This window comes from Sphaerisporangium siamense, assembly GCF_014205275.1.
Lineage (GTDB): Bacteria > Actinomycetota > Actinomycetes > Streptosporangiales > Streptosporangiaceae > Sphaerisporangium > Sphaerisporangium siamense.
The window spans coordinates 2,122,951-2,138,580 of record NZ_JACHND010000001.1 but is presented as its reverse complement, the minus strand read 5'-3'; the positions used below and the strand labels follow the sequence as shown (position 1 = coordinate 2,138,580).

Annotated in this window: 15 protein-coding genes; 6 read left to right on the top strand and 9 right to left on the bottom strand. The window is 70.5% G+C overall.

Annotated features, from left to right (window positions below; genetic code table 11):
* Nucleotides 1-281: 281 nt before the first annotated feature.
* Entirely contained in the window at nucleotides 282-539 is a 258-nt protein-coding gene (locus BJ982_RS10085) for an ATP-binding protein (RefSeq protein WP_184878737.1), read from the bottom strand.
* A 676-nt stretch (nucleotides 540-1,215) separates the two neighbouring features.
* Here BJ982_RS10085 and BJ982_RS10080 point away from each other — a divergent pair.
* Both BJ982_RS10080 and BJ982_RS10075 read left to right on the top strand, forming a co-directional pair.
* Entirely contained in the window at nucleotides 1,216-2,079 is an 864-nt protein-coding gene (locus tag BJ982_RS10080; protein ID WP_184878735.1) for a helix-turn-helix domain-containing protein, read from the top strand.
* Between the two features lie 28 nt (nucleotides 2,080-2,107).
* Nucleotides 2,108-2,341 (top strand): DUF397 domain-containing protein, encoded by a 234-nt coding sequence (locus BJ982_RS10075; RefSeq protein ID WP_184878732.1) that lies wholly within the window; start codon nucleotides 2,108-2,110, stop codon nucleotides 2,339-2,341.
* Nucleotides 2,342-2,557: 216 nt separating this feature from the next.
* Here the strand turns inward: BJ982_RS10075 and BJ982_RS10070 are convergent, their stop codons facing one another.
* From BJ982_RS10070 to lhgD, 3 genes are read right to left on the bottom strand one after another with little or no spacing between them, the layout of a single operon-like run.
* Nucleotides 2,558-4,117 (bottom strand): sensor histidine kinase, encoded by a 1,560-nt coding sequence (locus BJ982_RS10070; protein ID WP_184878729.1) that lies wholly within the window; start codon nucleotides 4,115-4,117, stop codon nucleotides 2,558-2,560.
* Between the two features lie 37 nt (nucleotides 4,118-4,154).
* A complete protein-coding gene (locus BJ982_RS10065) occupies nucleotides 4,155-4,856 on the bottom strand; it encodes a response regulator transcription factor (protein WP_184878727.1) in 702 nt (233 codons plus the stop codon).
* A gap of 23 nt (nucleotides 4,857-4,879) precedes the next feature.
* Nucleotides 4,880-6,064, bottom strand: coding sequence for an L-2-hydroxyglutarate dehydrogenase (lhgD, locus tag BJ982_RS10060; RefSeq protein ID WP_239123535.1), 1,185 nt, complete (start codon nucleotides 6,062-6,064; stop codon nucleotides 4,880-4,882).
* A gap of 170 nt (nucleotides 6,065-6,234) precedes the next feature.
* On the opposite strand from lhgD, the gene BJ982_RS10055 reads away from it, so the two are divergent.
* Nucleotides 6,235-6,627, top strand: coding sequence for a hypothetical protein (locus BJ982_RS10055; RefSeq protein WP_184878725.1), 393 nt, complete (start codon nucleotides 6,235-6,237; stop codon nucleotides 6,625-6,627).
* Between the two features lie 155 nt (nucleotides 6,628-6,782).
* Nucleotides 6,783-7,901: a hypothetical protein gene (locus tag BJ982_RS10050; RefSeq protein ID WP_184878723.1), complete on the top strand. Its 1,119-nt coding sequence runs from the start codon at nucleotides 6,783-6,785 to the stop codon at nucleotides 7,899-7,901.
* Nucleotides 7,902-8,005: 104 nt separating this feature from the next.
* Here the strand turns inward: BJ982_RS10050 and BJ982_RS10045 are convergent, their stop codons facing one another.
* Entirely contained in the window at nucleotides 8,006-9,088 is a 1,083-nt protein-coding gene (locus BJ982_RS10045; protein WP_184878721.1) for a YjiK family protein, read from the bottom strand.
* Nucleotides 9,089-9,268: 180 nt separating this feature from the next.
* Here BJ982_RS10045 and BJ982_RS10040 point away from each other — a divergent pair, with 180 nt between their 5' ends.
* Nucleotides 9,269-10,240 carry an aldo/keto reductase gene (locus BJ982_RS10040; RefSeq protein WP_184878719.1) on the top strand — a complete coding sequence of 324 codons (972 nt, stop codon included), beginning with the start codon at nucleotides 9,269-9,271 and terminating at the stop codon, nucleotides 10,238-10,240.
* A gap of 172 nt (nucleotides 10,241-10,412) precedes the next feature.
* Here the strand turns inward: BJ982_RS10040 and thpR are convergent, their stop codons facing one another.
* The 4 genes from thpR to BJ982_RS10020 form a co-directional block, all read right to left on the bottom strand.
* Entirely contained in the window at nucleotides 10,413-10,976 is a 564-nt protein-coding gene (gene thpR / locus BJ982_RS10035) for an RNA 2',3'-cyclic phosphodiesterase (RefSeq protein WP_184878717.1), read from the bottom strand.
* Nucleotides 10,930-12,177 (bottom strand): MFS transporter, encoded by a 1,248-nt coding sequence (locus tag BJ982_RS10030; RefSeq protein ID WP_184888634.1) that lies wholly within the window; start codon nucleotides 12,175-12,177, stop codon nucleotides 10,930-10,932. The genes thpR and BJ982_RS10030 overlap by 47 nt, the downstream gene beginning before the upstream one ends.
* 122 nt (nucleotides 12,178-12,299) lie before the next feature.
* A complete protein-coding gene (locus BJ982_RS10025) occupies nucleotides 12,300-12,761 on the bottom strand; it encodes a MarR family winged helix-turn-helix transcriptional regulator (RefSeq protein WP_184878715.1) in 462 nt (153 codons plus the stop codon).
* A 190-nt stretch (nucleotides 12,762-12,951) separates the two neighbouring features.
* Nucleotides 12,952-14,220: an MFS transporter gene (locus BJ982_RS10020; RefSeq protein WP_184878712.1), complete on the bottom strand. Its 1,269-nt coding sequence runs from the start codon at nucleotides 14,218-14,220 to the stop codon at nucleotides 12,952-12,954.
* Between the two features lie 205 nt (nucleotides 14,221-14,425).
* Here BJ982_RS10020 and BJ982_RS10015 point away from each other — a divergent pair, with 205 nt between their 5' ends.
* Nucleotides 14,426-15,601, top strand: a complete 1,176-nt coding sequence (locus tag BJ982_RS10015) for a cellulose binding domain-containing protein (RefSeq protein ID WP_184878709.1) — start codon at nucleotides 14,426-14,428, stop codon at nucleotides 15,599-15,601.
* Nucleotides 15,602-15,630: the final 29 nt, after the last annotated feature.

Below are 15,630 nucleotides of genomic sequence, written 5' to 3'. Positions count from 1 at the left end.
ATGACCGCGTCCTTTGGAAATGGTCCTCGCTCCGCTCGGGCTGTGCTCCTCCGTCCCCCTGCCGCCTTACCCGTGCCTCAGAGACAACGGGAATGGGCGGATCAGCAAGATCCCGTCATTGAGGATTCAGAGGTGTTCTGGTGGGTGTACCGCCAGCGGGCCCAAATCGTCTTGCCGGAGCCATCGGTCAGTGCGGTGACACCGTGGTCGTGGGCGAGGGAGGCCACGATGCCGAGGCCGCGTCCGTGCGTCGCCTCGACGCCGAGGTCGAGGCGACGCGGCTATTCGTCCCCGTGGTCGGTGACCCTTACGCACAGGTCCGTAGTCGAAGCCCATACGGAGAGCCTGATCGGAGGGTCACCGTAGTTGATCGCATTGGCGAGCAGCTCCCCGACCACCAACACCACGTCGTCAGCGAACTCGTCCAATGTCCACATGGCGAGGGTCTCCCGTACCATCCCGCGCGTCTTGCCGACCATCGACACGTCGTTGGGCAAATCCCAGCAGACGGTACGAACTCCGTCCGGTGTCTGTGGCATGAAGACTCCTTGGAAGGGTGGAAGGTGTACGGCCGGGCCGGAAGCCTGACCGGGCCTGCTGGACACGGACGAAGGCGCTTGCGGCGGTGCGTATGACGCGATCGCGGGTCGCGTAGGCGCCGCCTGCTCGGCTTCCCGCATCAGGTCACGGAGTTCGCCGACGGCGCGGGCCCGCACGAGCAAGGGTTCTGATGCCCGCCAAGTGGCGACGGCGTAATAGCGTCGAGTGCCGACGCCGTACCAGACGGACCACGCGGGCTCCATCTGGTCCAGTTGGTGGGCGGCAGCGCGTTCGGCGAGGTCCCATCGTCTCCGGGTGACCTGCTCGATCGGTCTTCCTCGCCGGTGCCGCCCACTTGGCCGCTGTTCCTGCTCTCGCCTGTTCACGCGGCCCGTCCGCCAGCGCACTCGCGTTACCCGTATGGACGAGTTGTTGGTGTTGAACACTGCTAGGACCTCCGACGCACGCTTCGAGGCTTCGCTGCGCCCGTTCGAGCCCTAAAGGCCCGGACGAGTGCCATCGGTCGCGAAAGGTCACCCGCACCAGACCATAGTGACTACACTCTGCACCTGGACGGATGCGGTGTGTCAACCATGCACCTGGAAGTCACGCCGGGCAAGCATTTTCCAGGTGGAAAACAGGCTGTGACTCCAGCAAAGACTCAAGGAGGGGTCCGTGGCTGTCCTCAGTCCCACGGTGCGCCAGCGAAGACTCGTGCAGGAACTACGACGCCTCAGGCTGGAAGCCGGGTTCTCGCAGGTGGAGGTCGCCCAGCAGCTCGACTGGTCGGAGAGCAAGCAGATCAAGATGGAGCGCGGCACCATTCCCATCCGGGTTCCGGATGTGCGGGCGATGCTTGATCTGTACGGTCTGAGCGTCCCGGAACGTCATCAGGAGCGCGACATGTTGCTCCAACTCGCGCGCGATGCCCGACAGCGGGGCTGGTGGCACTCGTACGGTGACGTGATCCCGGGATGGTTCGAGGTGTACGTGGGCCTGGAGGCCGAATCGAGCACCCTGCGTACCTATCAGCCGGAACTCGTGCACGGACTACTGCAGACACCGGACTACTACCGTGCATTCATGCGGACATCTCCTGTGGCCGACAGCGACGAGGAGAGGGAACGCAAGATCGAAGTACGAAAGGCTCGCCAAGCTCGGCTCGACACCACCGATGCGCCCAATTACTGGACGATCATGAACGAAGCCGCGCTACGACGCCTCACCGGATCCCCTGTCGTCATGAAAGCTCAGCTCAATCACATCCTGGAGCGCATGACAAATCCGAAGGTGACAGTCCAGGTGCTGCCCTTCGCCACGGGCATGCATCCGGCAATGGACGAACCGTTCACCATCGTCGGCTTCCCAGAATCTGCCGACCTGGACGTCGTGTACCTGGAGAGTCAAACTGGGGCTTTGTACCTCGAAGACCGTGCGCAGGTTGATCGATACCACCAGGTATTTGATCAACTGCGCGCCAAGGCGCTTGACCCCGTGGATTCACGCGCCTTGATCGAACAGACGGTCAGAGATCTGTGAAGAGCCCGGCTTCCTAGGAAGGACTCCGATGAACGACAAGCTCCGACCCTACGCTCAGTGGCGCAAGAGCAGCTACAGCAACAACGGTGGAGCCTGCGTGGAGGTCGCCGTCTCGCACGACGCGAGTCGCGCGGAGCATGGAGCGGAGGATCGATCACTTTACCTGGTGCGCGATTCCAAGGATATTCATGGGCCGATTCTGGGTTTTAGTCGCGCAGGATGGGGTGCCTTCCGTACCGCTCTGAAGAACGGTGACCTGTAGCTGCCTCATGCAGCTTGGTTCGAAGGGGTGGGCCTCTGGGAAACAGTCCGGAGCGGAGGCCCTTTTCGGCGGACGCCCCGGCCCACCCCTCCCACGACGGCGTAACACAACCGGTCTCGAAACCGCGGGTAGCGCGGTAGAAGGACGGAGAGAACACAGCCCTCGCGGAGCGAGGACCATTACGGCGGAGGCCGGTAGCCAGTAGAAACGTGCTGGTCAGTCGGAGGCGAGGACTTCGGGGGCCAGGGGGAGGGTTACGCGGAAGGTGGAGCCGGTGCCTACGGCGGTTTTGATGGTGACGGTGCCGGTGTGGGCGGCTACCAGGCCGGCGACGATGGCGAGGCCGAGGCCGGTGCCTCGGCTGGCCGGGTCCGTGTCGTTCTTGTCGTCTGTCGTGCGGGTGCGGGAGGGGTCGGCGCGGTAGAAGCGTTCGAAGACGCGTTCTGCCTGGTCGCGGGTGAGGCCGGGGCCCTTGTCGATGACCTCGACGAAGGCGGTGGCGGCGTCGGTGCCGGCGCGGACGCGGATCGGGGTGCCCGCGGGGGTGTGGGTGAGGGCGTTGGTCATCAGGTTGCCGAGAACCTGGCGGAGCCGTCCCTCGTCGCCGGAGACGATCGGGGCGGTGTCGCCGGCGACCTCCAGGCCGATCTCGCGGTCGGCGGCGAGGATGCGGGCGTCCTGGACGGCCTCGGCGGCCAGGGCGAGCAGGTCGACGGGGCCCATGGTGAGCGGGCGCTGCTGGTCGAGGCGGGCGAGCAGCAGCAGGTCCTCGACGAGGAGGCCCATGCGGGCCGCGGCGTCCTCGACGTGGCGCATGAGCTTCGCCGGGTCGCCCGAGGGGTTCTGGCGGTAGAACTCGGCGTACCCGCGGATCGAGGTGAGCGGCGTGCGCAGTTCGTGGGAGGCGTCGGCGACGAACCGGCGCATGCGTTCCTCGGAGCTCCGGGCGGCGGCCTCGGACACCTCGCGGGCGTGGAGGGCGGCCTCGATCTGGGCGAGCATGCCGTTCAGCGAGGCGGCGAGGCTGCCGACCTCGGTGCGCGGGTCGGCGTCTGGCACGCGCCTGCCGAGCTGGCCGCCCGCGATGGCGGCGGCCGTGTGCTCCATCTCGACGAGGGGGCGCAGGCTCCTGCGGACGATCACGACGCCGAGCACCGCGAGGACGACCATGACGATGCCGCCGCCGAGCAGTTCGCTCATCATGAGCCGCGAGGTGATCTGGTCGACGGAGGTGAGGTCGATGGCGATGACGACGCTGCCGACGCCGGTCACCGGGACGACGCGGACCCGCCAGTCGCCGCCTCCGGTGGCGGCGGGGACGGTCTGGGGCTCCCAGGACGAGATCGTGGCGGGCAGGGCGGGTCCGGGCTGTGATTCGGCCTCCAGCCCCACGGCTTCGGCGACGACCTGGCCGTTCGCGTCGCGGACCTGTACGAGGCCGTCCGGCGGGATCCGGGTGCCGAGGCCGAGCCCGGGGGCGCGTTGCAGGCGTCGCGCGACGTCGTGGGCCCATGTGTCGAGCTGCTGGTCGACGCGGTCGACGAGGTGCCCGCGCAGCACGGACACGCTGCCCACGCCGATGCCGGCCAGCCCGACGGCGACGAGCGCCAGCATGGTGGAGATGAGCTTGACGCGCAGCGGCGTCCGTCCGGACAGCGACGCGAGGAAACGCTTGCGTGGCCGCACGGCTGCGGCGGGCGCGGGCGGAGCCGGGTACGGCAGCGGACGCGGGTTCTCGGGCGGGGGCGGGCCCGGCGTAGGCGCGGTGGGGTTCATCTCGCGGATCCGGAGGTGGGTCGAGGGAGATTGGAGGTCATTTCGGGGGCTGGCGGAGGACGTAGCCGACACCTCTGAGGGTGTGGATGAGGCGGGGGGGCGTGTTGTCGATCTTTCTGCGGAGGACGGAGACGTAGGACTCGACGATGCCGGCGTCGCCGCGGAAGTCGTAGTCCCACACGTGGTCGAGGATCTGCGCCTTGGACAGCACCCGCCCGGCGTTGGCCATGAAGTAGCGCAGCAGCTTGAACTCGGTCGGCGACAGCGGGATGACCTTGCCCTGCCGCCACACCTCGTGGCTCTCCTCGTCCAGCTCGACGTCGGCGAAGGTCATGCGGGGCGGCGGCACGGCCGGGTCGCCCGCGGTGCGGCGCAGGACGGCGCGGATGCGGGCGATCACCTCTTCGAGGCTGAACGGCTTGGTGACGTAGTCGTCCCCGCCGAGCGTGAGCCCTCTGATCTTGTCCTCGGTGGCGTCCCTGGCCGTGAGGAAGACGACCGGCGTGTGCGCGCCGCCGCCGCGCAGGCGGCGTACGACGTCGAACCCGTCCATGTCCGGCAGCATGACGTCGAGGACGATCAGGTCGGGGCGGCGGCGCTGGGCGGCCTCGACGGCGGTGGTCCCGCTCGCGGCCGTGTCCACGTCGAACCCGGCGAAGCGCAGGCTGGCGGCGAGCAGTTCAAGGATGTTGGGGTCGTCCTCGACGATCAGCAGTCGGGCTTCAGACGATTCGGTCACCTACCTATAGTGACCTGCCCGGCTTAAGCCGAGATGAAAGAGATGATGTGCCGGGCGATCGCCAGGCTGGAGGTCGCGCCGGGCGAGGGGGCGTTGCGCACGAGGATCACCCGTCCGTGGACGTCCACGACGAAGTCGTCCACGAGGCCGCCGTCCCTGGCCACGGCCTGGGCGCGCACGCCGCCGGGCGTGCGGACGAGGTCGTGGGAGGTCAGCGTGGGGACGTACCGGCGGGCGGCCTTGAGGAAGGCGTTCTTGACCAGCGAGCCGTAGACCTCGGAGACGCCGGTGCGCCAGTGCTGGGCGGCGAGCTTGCGCGTGCCCGGCCAGAGCAGGATCTCGCGCAGGTCGGACGCCGAGACGTCCCGCCAGGTGTAGCCCTCGCGGGCCAGGGCGAGGACGGCGTTGGGGCCGACGAGCACCTCGCCGTCGATGCGCCGGGTGAGGTGGACGCCGAGGAAGGGGTAGCGCGGGTCGGGCACGGGGTAGACGAGCCCGCGGACGAGGTCCTTGGCGCCGCCGGCGAGCTTGTAGTACTCCCCGCGGAACGGGATGATCCGGACGTCGCCCGCGTGGCCGCCCATCTTGGCGACGGCGTCGGATCCGAGCCCGGCGCAGGCGACGAGCCGGTCGAAGGTGAACTTGGTGGTACCGCCCAGCACCTGCACGCCGCTCGCGGTCTCGCGGAGCGCGCGCACCGGGTGGCCGAGCCGGACGGAGCCGCCGAGTTCCTTGACGTCCTCGGCGAGGCGGCGCGCGACGGCGGGGAAGTCGACGATCGCCGTGTGCGGCGAGTGGACGGCGCCGACGCCGACCGCGTGCGGCTCGATCTCGCGCAGGCCGAGGGCGTCCAGTTCGGCGATGCCGGGGACGCCGTTCTCGCGGGCGCGCTCGGCGATGCGGCGCAGCCCGGCGCGCTCGGCGGAGCTGGAGGCGATGACGAGCTTGCCGACCTCTTCGTATGGGATGCGGTGCTCGGCGCAGTATTCGCGCAGCAGCGCGACGCCGGTCCTGCACAGCCGCGCCTTGAGCGACCCCGGGGCGTAGTAGATGCCGGCGTGGACCACGCCGCTGTTGCGGCCGGTCTGGTGCGCGGCGACCCGGTCCTCCTTGTCGAGGACGGTCACCGTGGCGCCACGCGCGGCCAGTTCCCTGGCCACGGCCAACCCCAGAATGCCGGCGCCGATCACCCCGATTCGCTCACTCACACTTCGATATTTTCCTCGTTTTCCACAGCAGGCGCCAGGACACCGGGAAATGATGCACGGACCACCCGATTCCGGACCGTCGGGACGGCGGGCTTCGGACCGGCAGGATCTTCACAACCGACATAACGCCTATACCTCAACTCGAACGGACATTCGATACACTTCCCGACGTGTACCTGCCACCGGGCTGGCCTTCCGAGGTCCTGCCGCCAGGGAGCCCGGACTGGGAGACCTCGGCGGTGACCTGGCTGCTCGACGCCGTGCCGCCCGACTACCGGGCCTACGGGGTGCTCAGACGGTACCCTCTGGCGCTCGCCCGCATGGCGCGCCAGCACGTGAACGCCACCGTCGAGGCCGCGCGCGCCGGCTACCGCACCGCGGCCGTGGACCTCAAGGAGCACCTTCCGCCGCACGCCGTCGAGGCCGTCCTCGCCGCCTACCGCCGCGAAGGCCCGCGGCTGGTCGAGCTCGGCGCCTCGATCGCGCTCGTCGAGCAGGCGCTGCGCGGCGAGCCCTTCGTCGCCCGCCTGGACGAGTCAGGACAAAGAAGATCGCCTAGGTAAAAGCATGGGGCGGCCGGTCCCAAGAGTCACTCCGGTCCCAGGGTTCCCCGTTTCAGCAGGGCATACCTCGACAGGCACGCCGACATGATTCGCACTGATGTTCGCGGCGTGCCCGCCCCGACCTCCCGGGGCGGTCATCGATCGAGGGGAATCTCATGAACCGAATCCATGCTCTGGTACCCCTGCCTCAGCGTGTCCTCCTGCTCGGCGGCGCCGTCACGCTCCTCACGGTCCCCGCCGCGGGGGCCGCCGGCGCGGCCGCGCACCCGGCGCCTCCCAAGACACCCCCACCGGCCGCGTGCGCGTCCGGCAACGGCGGCTTCGAGCAGCCCGGCGGGCTGACCAGCGCGGGGAACCTCAGGACCGACATCCCCGCCTGGCACACCACGGCCGGCGACGGCGCCATCGAGATCTGGGGCCCCGGCAACGCGGGCGCCAACGGCGGCGAGGTCGCCGCGGACAGCGGCAGGCAGTTCGCCGAGCTCAACGGGACGCAGGTCTCCACCCTCTACCAGGACGTCGCGACCAACCCTCGGACGGTGCTGGTGTGGCGGATCGCCCACCGGGCCCGCAGCACCACCTCCGACCAGAAGGACATCGTCCGCGTCAAGATCGGCACCCCGGGCGCGCAGACCGTCCAGATCCCGCTCGGCCAGGCCTCCGGCGACATCGCGGACGGCGGCATCTCCTGGGGCCACTACACGGGGATCTACCGCGTGCCCAGGGGGCAGAGGGTGACCCGCATCGCGGTCGAGTCGGTGTCCTCGGCCGCGGGCTCGCCGAGCTACGGCAACTTCCTGGACTCGGTGGAGGTCTTCTGCACGCCGCCGTGCCCGAAGGCGACCAGGAACTCGCCCAAGGCGTGCGACGCGCTCGGGCTGCCGATCCAGCCGCGCCAGCCGGTCACCCCGGGCGCCAGACCCGCCCACCCCGTGACGCCTCCGTACGCCCACCCCGTCACGCCTCCGGGGGCCAAGCCCGTGTCGCCTCCGTACGCCCACCCCGTGACGCCGCCGGGAGCCAAGCCCGTCACGCCTCCGTACGCCCCGGACGCCAAGCCGGTGACGCCGGCCACGCCCATCAAGAACACGCCCGTCAAGAAGCCGGTGGCGCCGCCCATCGTCGCGGGCACGCCGCTGGCGCCTCCGTCCCACGCCAAGCCGGGGACGTCCGCGGGGCACACCAGGCCCGCGCAGGCGCCGGACCACTTCGCCGACGGGTACCTGATCGCCCCGCCGGACACACCTGTCCCGCTGCCGCGCCCCGCGCGCTAGAAGCGTTCGCGTGACGTCCGGCCGAGACCCGGTCCGGACGGACGGGAGAGCCCGCCGGCGAACCACCGCCCGGCGGGCTCTCCCGTTATCGGTCCATGTGAGGGTCAGCCGGCCTTGCGGGCCAGCACGGCGATGATGCCGGTCGCGCCGAGCGCCACGCCGAGCCAGAGCGCGATCACCCCGGCCGGGACGCCGTCGTCGCCGGTGCTCCCGGCGGCGTGCGAGGCGGCGACGTCCGGCGCGGACGCCGTGCGCGCGGGCCCTCCGCTGCGGGCCGGTTCGGGCTTCGCGGGCTTGGCGACGGCCGAGGCGGGCAGCGGCACCGCGTACACCGGGCTGGAGGCGCCCTCCGTGCCGGTGAGCAGGTGCCTGCCGTCCCGCGCGTAGGTGATCGACTCGGCCTGGTCCAGCGCGGGCATGGTCACCCGGCCGATCAGATCCCCCGGCGCCTTGTAGAGCGAGGCGGAGAAGTAGGTGCGGATGACGAAGCTCGACCCGTCCGGCGCGTAGGCGGCGTCCGTCGCCATGATCGGCGCGGGGCCGACCCGCCGCAGGATGTTCACCTTGTCGGTGCGCAGCTTGGCCGGGGCCGCGTAGATCGACCCGGCGAACTCCTTGCTGACGACGTACAGCCGCCCGGTCGTGGGGTGGACCATGATGCCCTCGGCGTTGCGCCCGCCGTCCTTGTACCGGAAGCGGTACCGCGTCGCCTGGAGGGTCGCGTCCCGCATGACCTTCGGCTCGGCGACCTTGTAGATCGAGTAGTCGGGCCAGGCGCCGTTCATGTTGTCGCCGATGTCGGCGAACCACAGGGAGCTCTGGCCGGTCGCCGGGTCCACCGAGGCGGCCATCGCCTCCCAGTCGCGGGCCGCCGCGCCGGCCAGCGTGAAGGTGGCCAGCGTGCGGCCGTCGGGCCCGACGGCGTAGAACTGCGGGCCGGACCCGCTGTCGTTGTGCGTGTAGTACACGTTCTTGTGCGTGGGCGAGACGGCGAGCCCGCTGGACTCGCCGATGCGCGGGTCCTTGAAGCGGAACAGCAGCCGTTCCTTGCCGTCCCCGGACCCCGACGTCCCCCCGGATGCCTTCCCCGTCCCGGCCGTGGCGTGCGCGGGGGACGCGATCGCGCCTCCCAGCGGCGCCAGGGCGAGCGCCGTCAGCGCCCCCGCGATCACCCGTCTACTCCCCATTGCCACATCATGCCCCGCCACCACGGGCGCCGCGTCCGACCGTCGGCGCGGGTTCGGGGCTGGAGTTGGGATAGGTCTGGTCGAGAGACCGTCGTCCCCGTGGCCGCTTCCTGACGTACGACGCGTTTCGGCACGACTCGGCTGGGCTGGAGTACGCTCCAGGTGCTTAGGGTGATGCCCATGGAATACGCACACCTGGGACGCGCCGGTCTGTCCGTGAGCCGCCTCTGCCTGGGCACCATGAACTTCGGGCCCGAGACCTCGGAAGAGGACTCGTTCGCGATCATGGACAAGGCTCACGACGTCGGCATCAACTTCTTCGACACGGCGAACGTCTACGGCTGGAAGAAGGGCGAGGGGATAACCGAGCAGATCGTCGGGCGGTGGTTCGCCAAGGGCGGCGGCCGTCGTGAGAGGACGGTCATCGCCACGAAGCTGTACGGCTCGATGGGCGACTGGCCGAACGAGTCGTACCTGTCCGCGCTGAACATCCGCCGGGCCTGCGACGCCTCGCTCAAGCGGCTGCAGACCGACTACATCGACCTGTACCAGATGCACCACGTCGACAGGAACACCCCGATCGACGAGATCTGGGAGGCGATGGAGGTCCTGCTCCAGCAGGGCAAGATCATCTATGCCGGGTCGTCCAACTTCGCCGGGTGGCACATCGCCAAGGCGCAGGAGGCGGCCAAGCGGCGCGGGTTCTCCGGCCTGGTGTCGGAGCAGTCGCACTACAACCTGCTCGTCCGCCAGGTCGAGCTGGAGGTCCTGCCCGCGTGCGACGACTACGGGCTCGGCGTGATCCCGTGGAGCCCGCTGGCGGGCGGCCTGCTGGGCGGCGTGCTCCGCAAGATCGACAAGGGCCGGTCGGCGTCCGAGAGGATGCTCGGCGAGCTGGAGAAGCACCGCGACAAGATCGAGCGGTACGAGGCGTTCTGCGACGAGCTGGGCGAGGACCCGGCGAACGTCGCGCTGGCCTGGCTGCTCGCGCAGAAGGCGGTCACCGGCCCGATCATCGGCCCGCGCACGATCGAGCAGCTCGACGGCAGCCTCAGGGCCCTGGAGATCGAGCTCGACGAGAAGGCGCTCGCCCGGCTCGACGAGATCTTCCCCGGCCCCGGCGGCCCCGCCCCCGAGGCGTACGCCTGGTAGGAGGGCCCGTCGTCCGCGACGGGACGTCCGAGGCCGTGCTCGCCCCGCGACGGGCGGCACGGCCTCGATGACCGGCGGCTATGTGAGCAGCGCGCCGACGACGACGATCGCCACGAGCAGCGCGAGCACTGCGGGCAGCAGCCAGCGACGGGGACGGTCCACGTCCTGAAGCCTAGCCGCCGCCCCCCAATGGCCACGATCCGAGCGCCTCGTAACGGGTTCTGGGGCCGAGATGGCTGCGCATGAGGTGGACGGTCTCGGCGCGCCACGGCGTGCCGCCGAAGTCCTTCAGCTCCTCGACCAGGGGCCTGGCGTCCAGGCCGTCGCGCGGGCGCGCGCGGGCGAGCGTGAGGTGCGGGTGGAAGGGCTTCCTGTCGGCGTCGACGGCCCCGGCACGCGCGGCCCCGGCGGCCAGGGACGCCGCCAGGCGCGAGATCGCCGTCCCCCCGCCGGCCAGCCCCAGCCACACCACCCGGGCCCGCCGCGCGGAGGGGAACGCCCCGGCCCCCTCGAAGCGCAGCGTCATCGGCGCGTGGCGTCCGGCCGCGCGGGCCAGGCGGGTCCGCAGCTCGGGCAGCGCCCTCTCGGGGACCTCGCCGAGGAAGGCCATCGTGATGTGCCAGGTCTCGCCGGCGACCCAGCGCAGGTCCGGCCAGCGCTCCGGACACGCGCCGACGGCCCCGGCGACCTCAGCGAGCACCTCCGGGGGCGGCGACAACGCCACGAACAACCGCACGGCGCGTCCTTCCCGCGGCGAACCTGGTCAGCAGCAGGGCCAGCCCGACTCCGGCCAGGCACATCACCCCGCAGATCACCACTCCGAGGCGTGGCCCGGCGAGCTCGCCGACCCAGCCGATCAACGGCGCGCCGATGGGGGCGCCACCGGTGAACACCAGGACATAGATTCCCATGACCCGTCCGCGCATCTCGGGCGACGCGGCGAGCTGCACCGAGGAGTTCGCGGCCGTGTTGGTCGTGATCATGGCCATGCCCGCGGGGACGAGCAGGATCAGGAAGGCCGCGTACGTCGGGGCGAGCCCGGCGACGATCTGGGCGACGCCGAAGACGATGCCTCCGACGATCAACAGCCGGCGGGTCGGACGGCCGCGCCGCGCGGCCAGCAGCGCGCCGCCGAGGGCGCCGACCGCGAAGACGCTGGAGGCCACGCCGAACGAGGAGGCGTCCTGGCCGAACACCTGCCTGGCCATCAGCGCGATGCTCATCGAGAAGCTCGTCGCGAACATCGCCACGAACGCCACCAGCAGGATCGGCATCAGCAGTTCCGGCCGCTGCCACACGTACCGCAGGCCCGCGCGGAGCTGCCCCTTGGCGCGGGCGACCGGCTCGGGGGTGCGCAGCTCGGAGGTCCGCATCAGGACCAGGCCGGAGATCACCGCGGCGAACGACAGGGCGTTCAGCAGGAAGATCGGGCCGGTGCCGCCCAGCGCGTAGATCAGCACGCCGGCGACGGCGGGGCCGACGACCCGGGCGAGGTTGAAGGTCGAGCTGTTCAGCGCGATCGCGTTGGGCAGGTCCCCGCGGCCGACCATCTCGACGACGAACGACTGCCGGGTGGGCACCTCGACGCACGACACGCAGCCGAGCATGAACGCCATCACGTAGACCTGCCAGATCTGCGCGTGGCCGGTGATCGTCAGCACGCCCATGGCCAGCGCGAGCAGGCCCATGAGGGACTGGGCCGCCATCAGCAGCGGGCGCTTGGGGTAGCGGTCCGCCAGCATCCCGCCCCACAGGCCGAACAGCACGACCGGCAGGAACTGCAGGGCGGTGGTCACGCCGAGCGCGGCCGAGCTGCCGTGGCTCAGCTCCAGGACCAGCCAGTCCTGCGCGGTGCGCTGCATCCACGTGCCGACGTTGGACACGACGCTGCCCGAGACGAACAGGCGGTAGTTGTAGTTTCTGAGCGACCGGAACATCCCGCCGCGGGAGCGCGCGACGGGCTCGGCGCCCTGCGTCTCCTCGGCCTGGACCTCGCGTAGCTCGGTCACCCGCACCTCGCGGGCGGTGGCCACAGCGGAATCCACAGCCTGGGGATGGGTCAGGTCTGCGAGAGCTTCTCCAGGATCGGCGCCGCGGCCCGCAGCGTCGCCCGTTCCTCGGGCGACAGCTCCATCAGCCGCATGGCGAGCCACGCCTCTTTCCGTCGGCGTTCCTCCTTCATCAGCCCGCGACCGGCCTCGGTCACGCTGACGGTCACCTGCCGCCGGTCGGTCGGGTGAGGGGTGCGGGCGAGCAGTCCTCTGTGCTCCAGGGCGGCGATCACCCGCGTCATCGAAGGGGGCTGCATCTTCTCCAGCTCGGCGAGCTCGCCAGGCGTTATAGCGGAGTGCCGCTCGACGGCGGCGAGGGTCGCGAACTGGGTGGGGGTCAGACTGTTGGCTCCGGCCTGCCGCCGCAGCCGTCTGTTCAGACGCGCCAGAGATACGCGCAGCGCGGACGCCAGCTCGGCGTCGCTGCGCGGGACCGCCGGGCGCTCCGTCCTTGTGGTGGTGTTCGTCATAACTCATTACCTTTGCTAACTATATACCCGTGGCCCTGATTCCCGCACGCCCCCGCAGATACGTCCGGGATGTCCGAAAATGCCGGAGACGCCGAGATCATTTGCTACGTCTTGCCACACAAAGGGCGCGCTCCGCAACCGGCGCAGGCCAGCCCACCCCCACCACCGGGGCGGTGCGACGCTCGGGCGGTCAGGACCCCGACGGCGAGGCGGCGGGCACGGACGGCGCGCTCCTGCCGTCCGAGGACCGCATCCGGCGCACGTCGCGGGGCAGGATCGCCAGCGACGAGGCGGCCACCATCAGCGCCGCAGCGCCGTACTGCGTGGCCGACAGCCCGATCTCGTCCGCCAGCGGGCCCGCGACCAGCGCGCCGACCGGCATCGCCATCACCGAGCCGAGCGCGTCGTACGCCGAGACCCTCGCCAGCTTCTCCGGCGGCACGTTACGGGTCAGCGTGACGCTCCACTGCACCATCATGATCTCAAGGAAGACGCCGAGCACGGCCGTGGCCAGGCAGATCGCCACCAGGGGCCATCGCATGGCCAGCGACAACGGCGACACCGCCAGGATCGCGCCGATCGAGACCACGAGCAAGAGGGGCCGGCGCGGAGTGAAACGGAGCGAGATCACCCCGCCGACGATCAGGCCCAGGGCCTCGGCCGCGGTGATCGCCCCCCAGGCGGCCGCGCCGCCGAGATGCTCCTTGGCGACCGGCGGCCCGAGCACCTGGAAGCCGCCGTACCAGGCCATCAGCACGACGCAGTACTGCGCGACGATCGTCCACAGCCAGGTGTGGCTGCGGAACTCCGACCAGCCGTCCCTGAGGTCGCGCACCATGCTCGTCTCGTCCGTGCGCTCGTGCCCGGAGGCGCGGATCGACAGCAGCATGGGCACCGTGGCCAGCAGGCCCACCCCGCAGACGGCCATGGCCCAGCCCGGCCCCACCGCCGCGACCACCAGGCCCGCGACCGCGGCGCCGCCCATCTGGGCGCCGTTCATCGCCAGCCGGCTCACCGCGTTGGCCTGCTGCAACAGCTCGTCCGGCACGATCTTGGGCAGCATCGACTGCATGGCGGGCCACAGCACGGCCATGCCCACACCGGTCAGCGTCTCCAGCACGATCATGTGCCAGAGACGCACGCCGCCGCTCAGCACCAGGACGCCGAGCAGCCCCTCCGACACGGCGATCACCACGTTCGCCGCCACGATCACCCGCTGCGGGGGCACCCGATCCGACACCACGCCGCTGATCAGCGTGAACACCAGGGCCGGTGCGATCTGGGCCGCGAGGACGTAGGACAGGTCCGCGGTGGACCCGGTCAGGTCCAGGACCGCGAAGGAGACGCCCACCACCGAGAAGGCCACGGCCGCGGGCGCGAGCAGCCGATCGGCCAGCAGCAGCCGGAAGTCCCGGATCGCGAGCACCGGAAACCGGCGTGCGGCCGCGCGCCACACCATGAGCACTATCCGATCGTCCGGGGCAAGGGCGTCCGACGCTAGTCATACCGTCCTGCACCGGCAATCGAATTTCCTCGCCGCCTGCCCACCCCTCCCCGTCCCGCTGGTGACCTCCACGAAAGTTCGGGCCCTTTACGAATTGGTGAAGTTGCTTCACGATCTATGCGGGGGGATCCACGCCGACACCAATCGAACAAGGGGCGGAATGAAGATCGGCAGACACTCCTTAAGCGCGGTTCTCCTCACCCTGGCGTTCGTCGCCGCCGCGCTCGTCCTCGGGTCCGCGGGGCAGGCCGCCCGCGCGACCGTCCCCGCGCCGCAGGCGGCCCAGGCCCCGGTACAGGCCCAGGTTCTCCCGGGACAGGCGGCCGCGCAGGCGCGGAGCGCCGACGACACCACACCTCCGACCCGGCCCACGGGCCTGCGGCACTGCCCGGTGCCCCTCGCCCCGACCTACCAGCCCGGATACGCCTCGATCTGCTGGTACGCCTCGTCGGACGGCTCCGGCATCGCCGGCTACGACCTCTACCGCCTCGACGTCGAAGGGTTCGTCAAGGCGGCCACCACGACCTCCACCGTGGGCGGCTTCTCCGGTGAGCTGAACCGCATGTACACGATCTACGTCGTGGCCAGGGACACGGCCGGGAACGTCAGCGCGCCGTCCGAGCTGATCACCGTCCCCGCGGTCACCGGGATGACCCCGTCACCGTCGCCCTCCCCGACCGCCTTCCCCGACAACCAGCCTCCGTCGAGGCCGGCGGGCCTGAGCGACGGCTGCCTGGCCGACTTCGCGGGCGTCTCCTTCTGCTGGCAGCCCTCGACCGACAACATCGGCGTGGTCGCCTACGACATCTACCGCGAGACCGCGACCGCCTACCTCAAGGTCGGCACGCGCCAGACCGCCCCCTTCCTGCACTTCACCGAGACCGGCCTGGAGACGGGGAAGCGCTACAACTACTTCGTGGTGGCCAGGGACGTGGCGAACAACATCAGCCTGCCGTCCGCCATCCTCTCGGCGCTCGCCCGCGAGGGCATGCCCAGCCCGAGCCCCTCGCCCACCGGATCCTGCACGGTGACCTACCGGGCCACGACGTGGAACACCGGCCTCAACGCCGAGATCACCATCCGCAACACCGGCGCCACGGCGATCGACGGGTGGACGCTGACCCTCGAATACGCCTCCCCGGCACCCCGCCTGGCCTCCGGCTGGTCGGCCACCTGGACACAGGACGGAGCCCGGATCAGCGGCACCCACCAGCAGTGGAACAAGACCATCCCCGCCGGCACCTCCACCCAGGTCGGATTCACCGCCACACACGGCGGAACCGCCGCCGCCCCCGCGAAGGTCGCGCTCAACGGAGCCACCTGCGTAACCGGCTGACATCCCTACGGCCGCCCGCGACACATCGC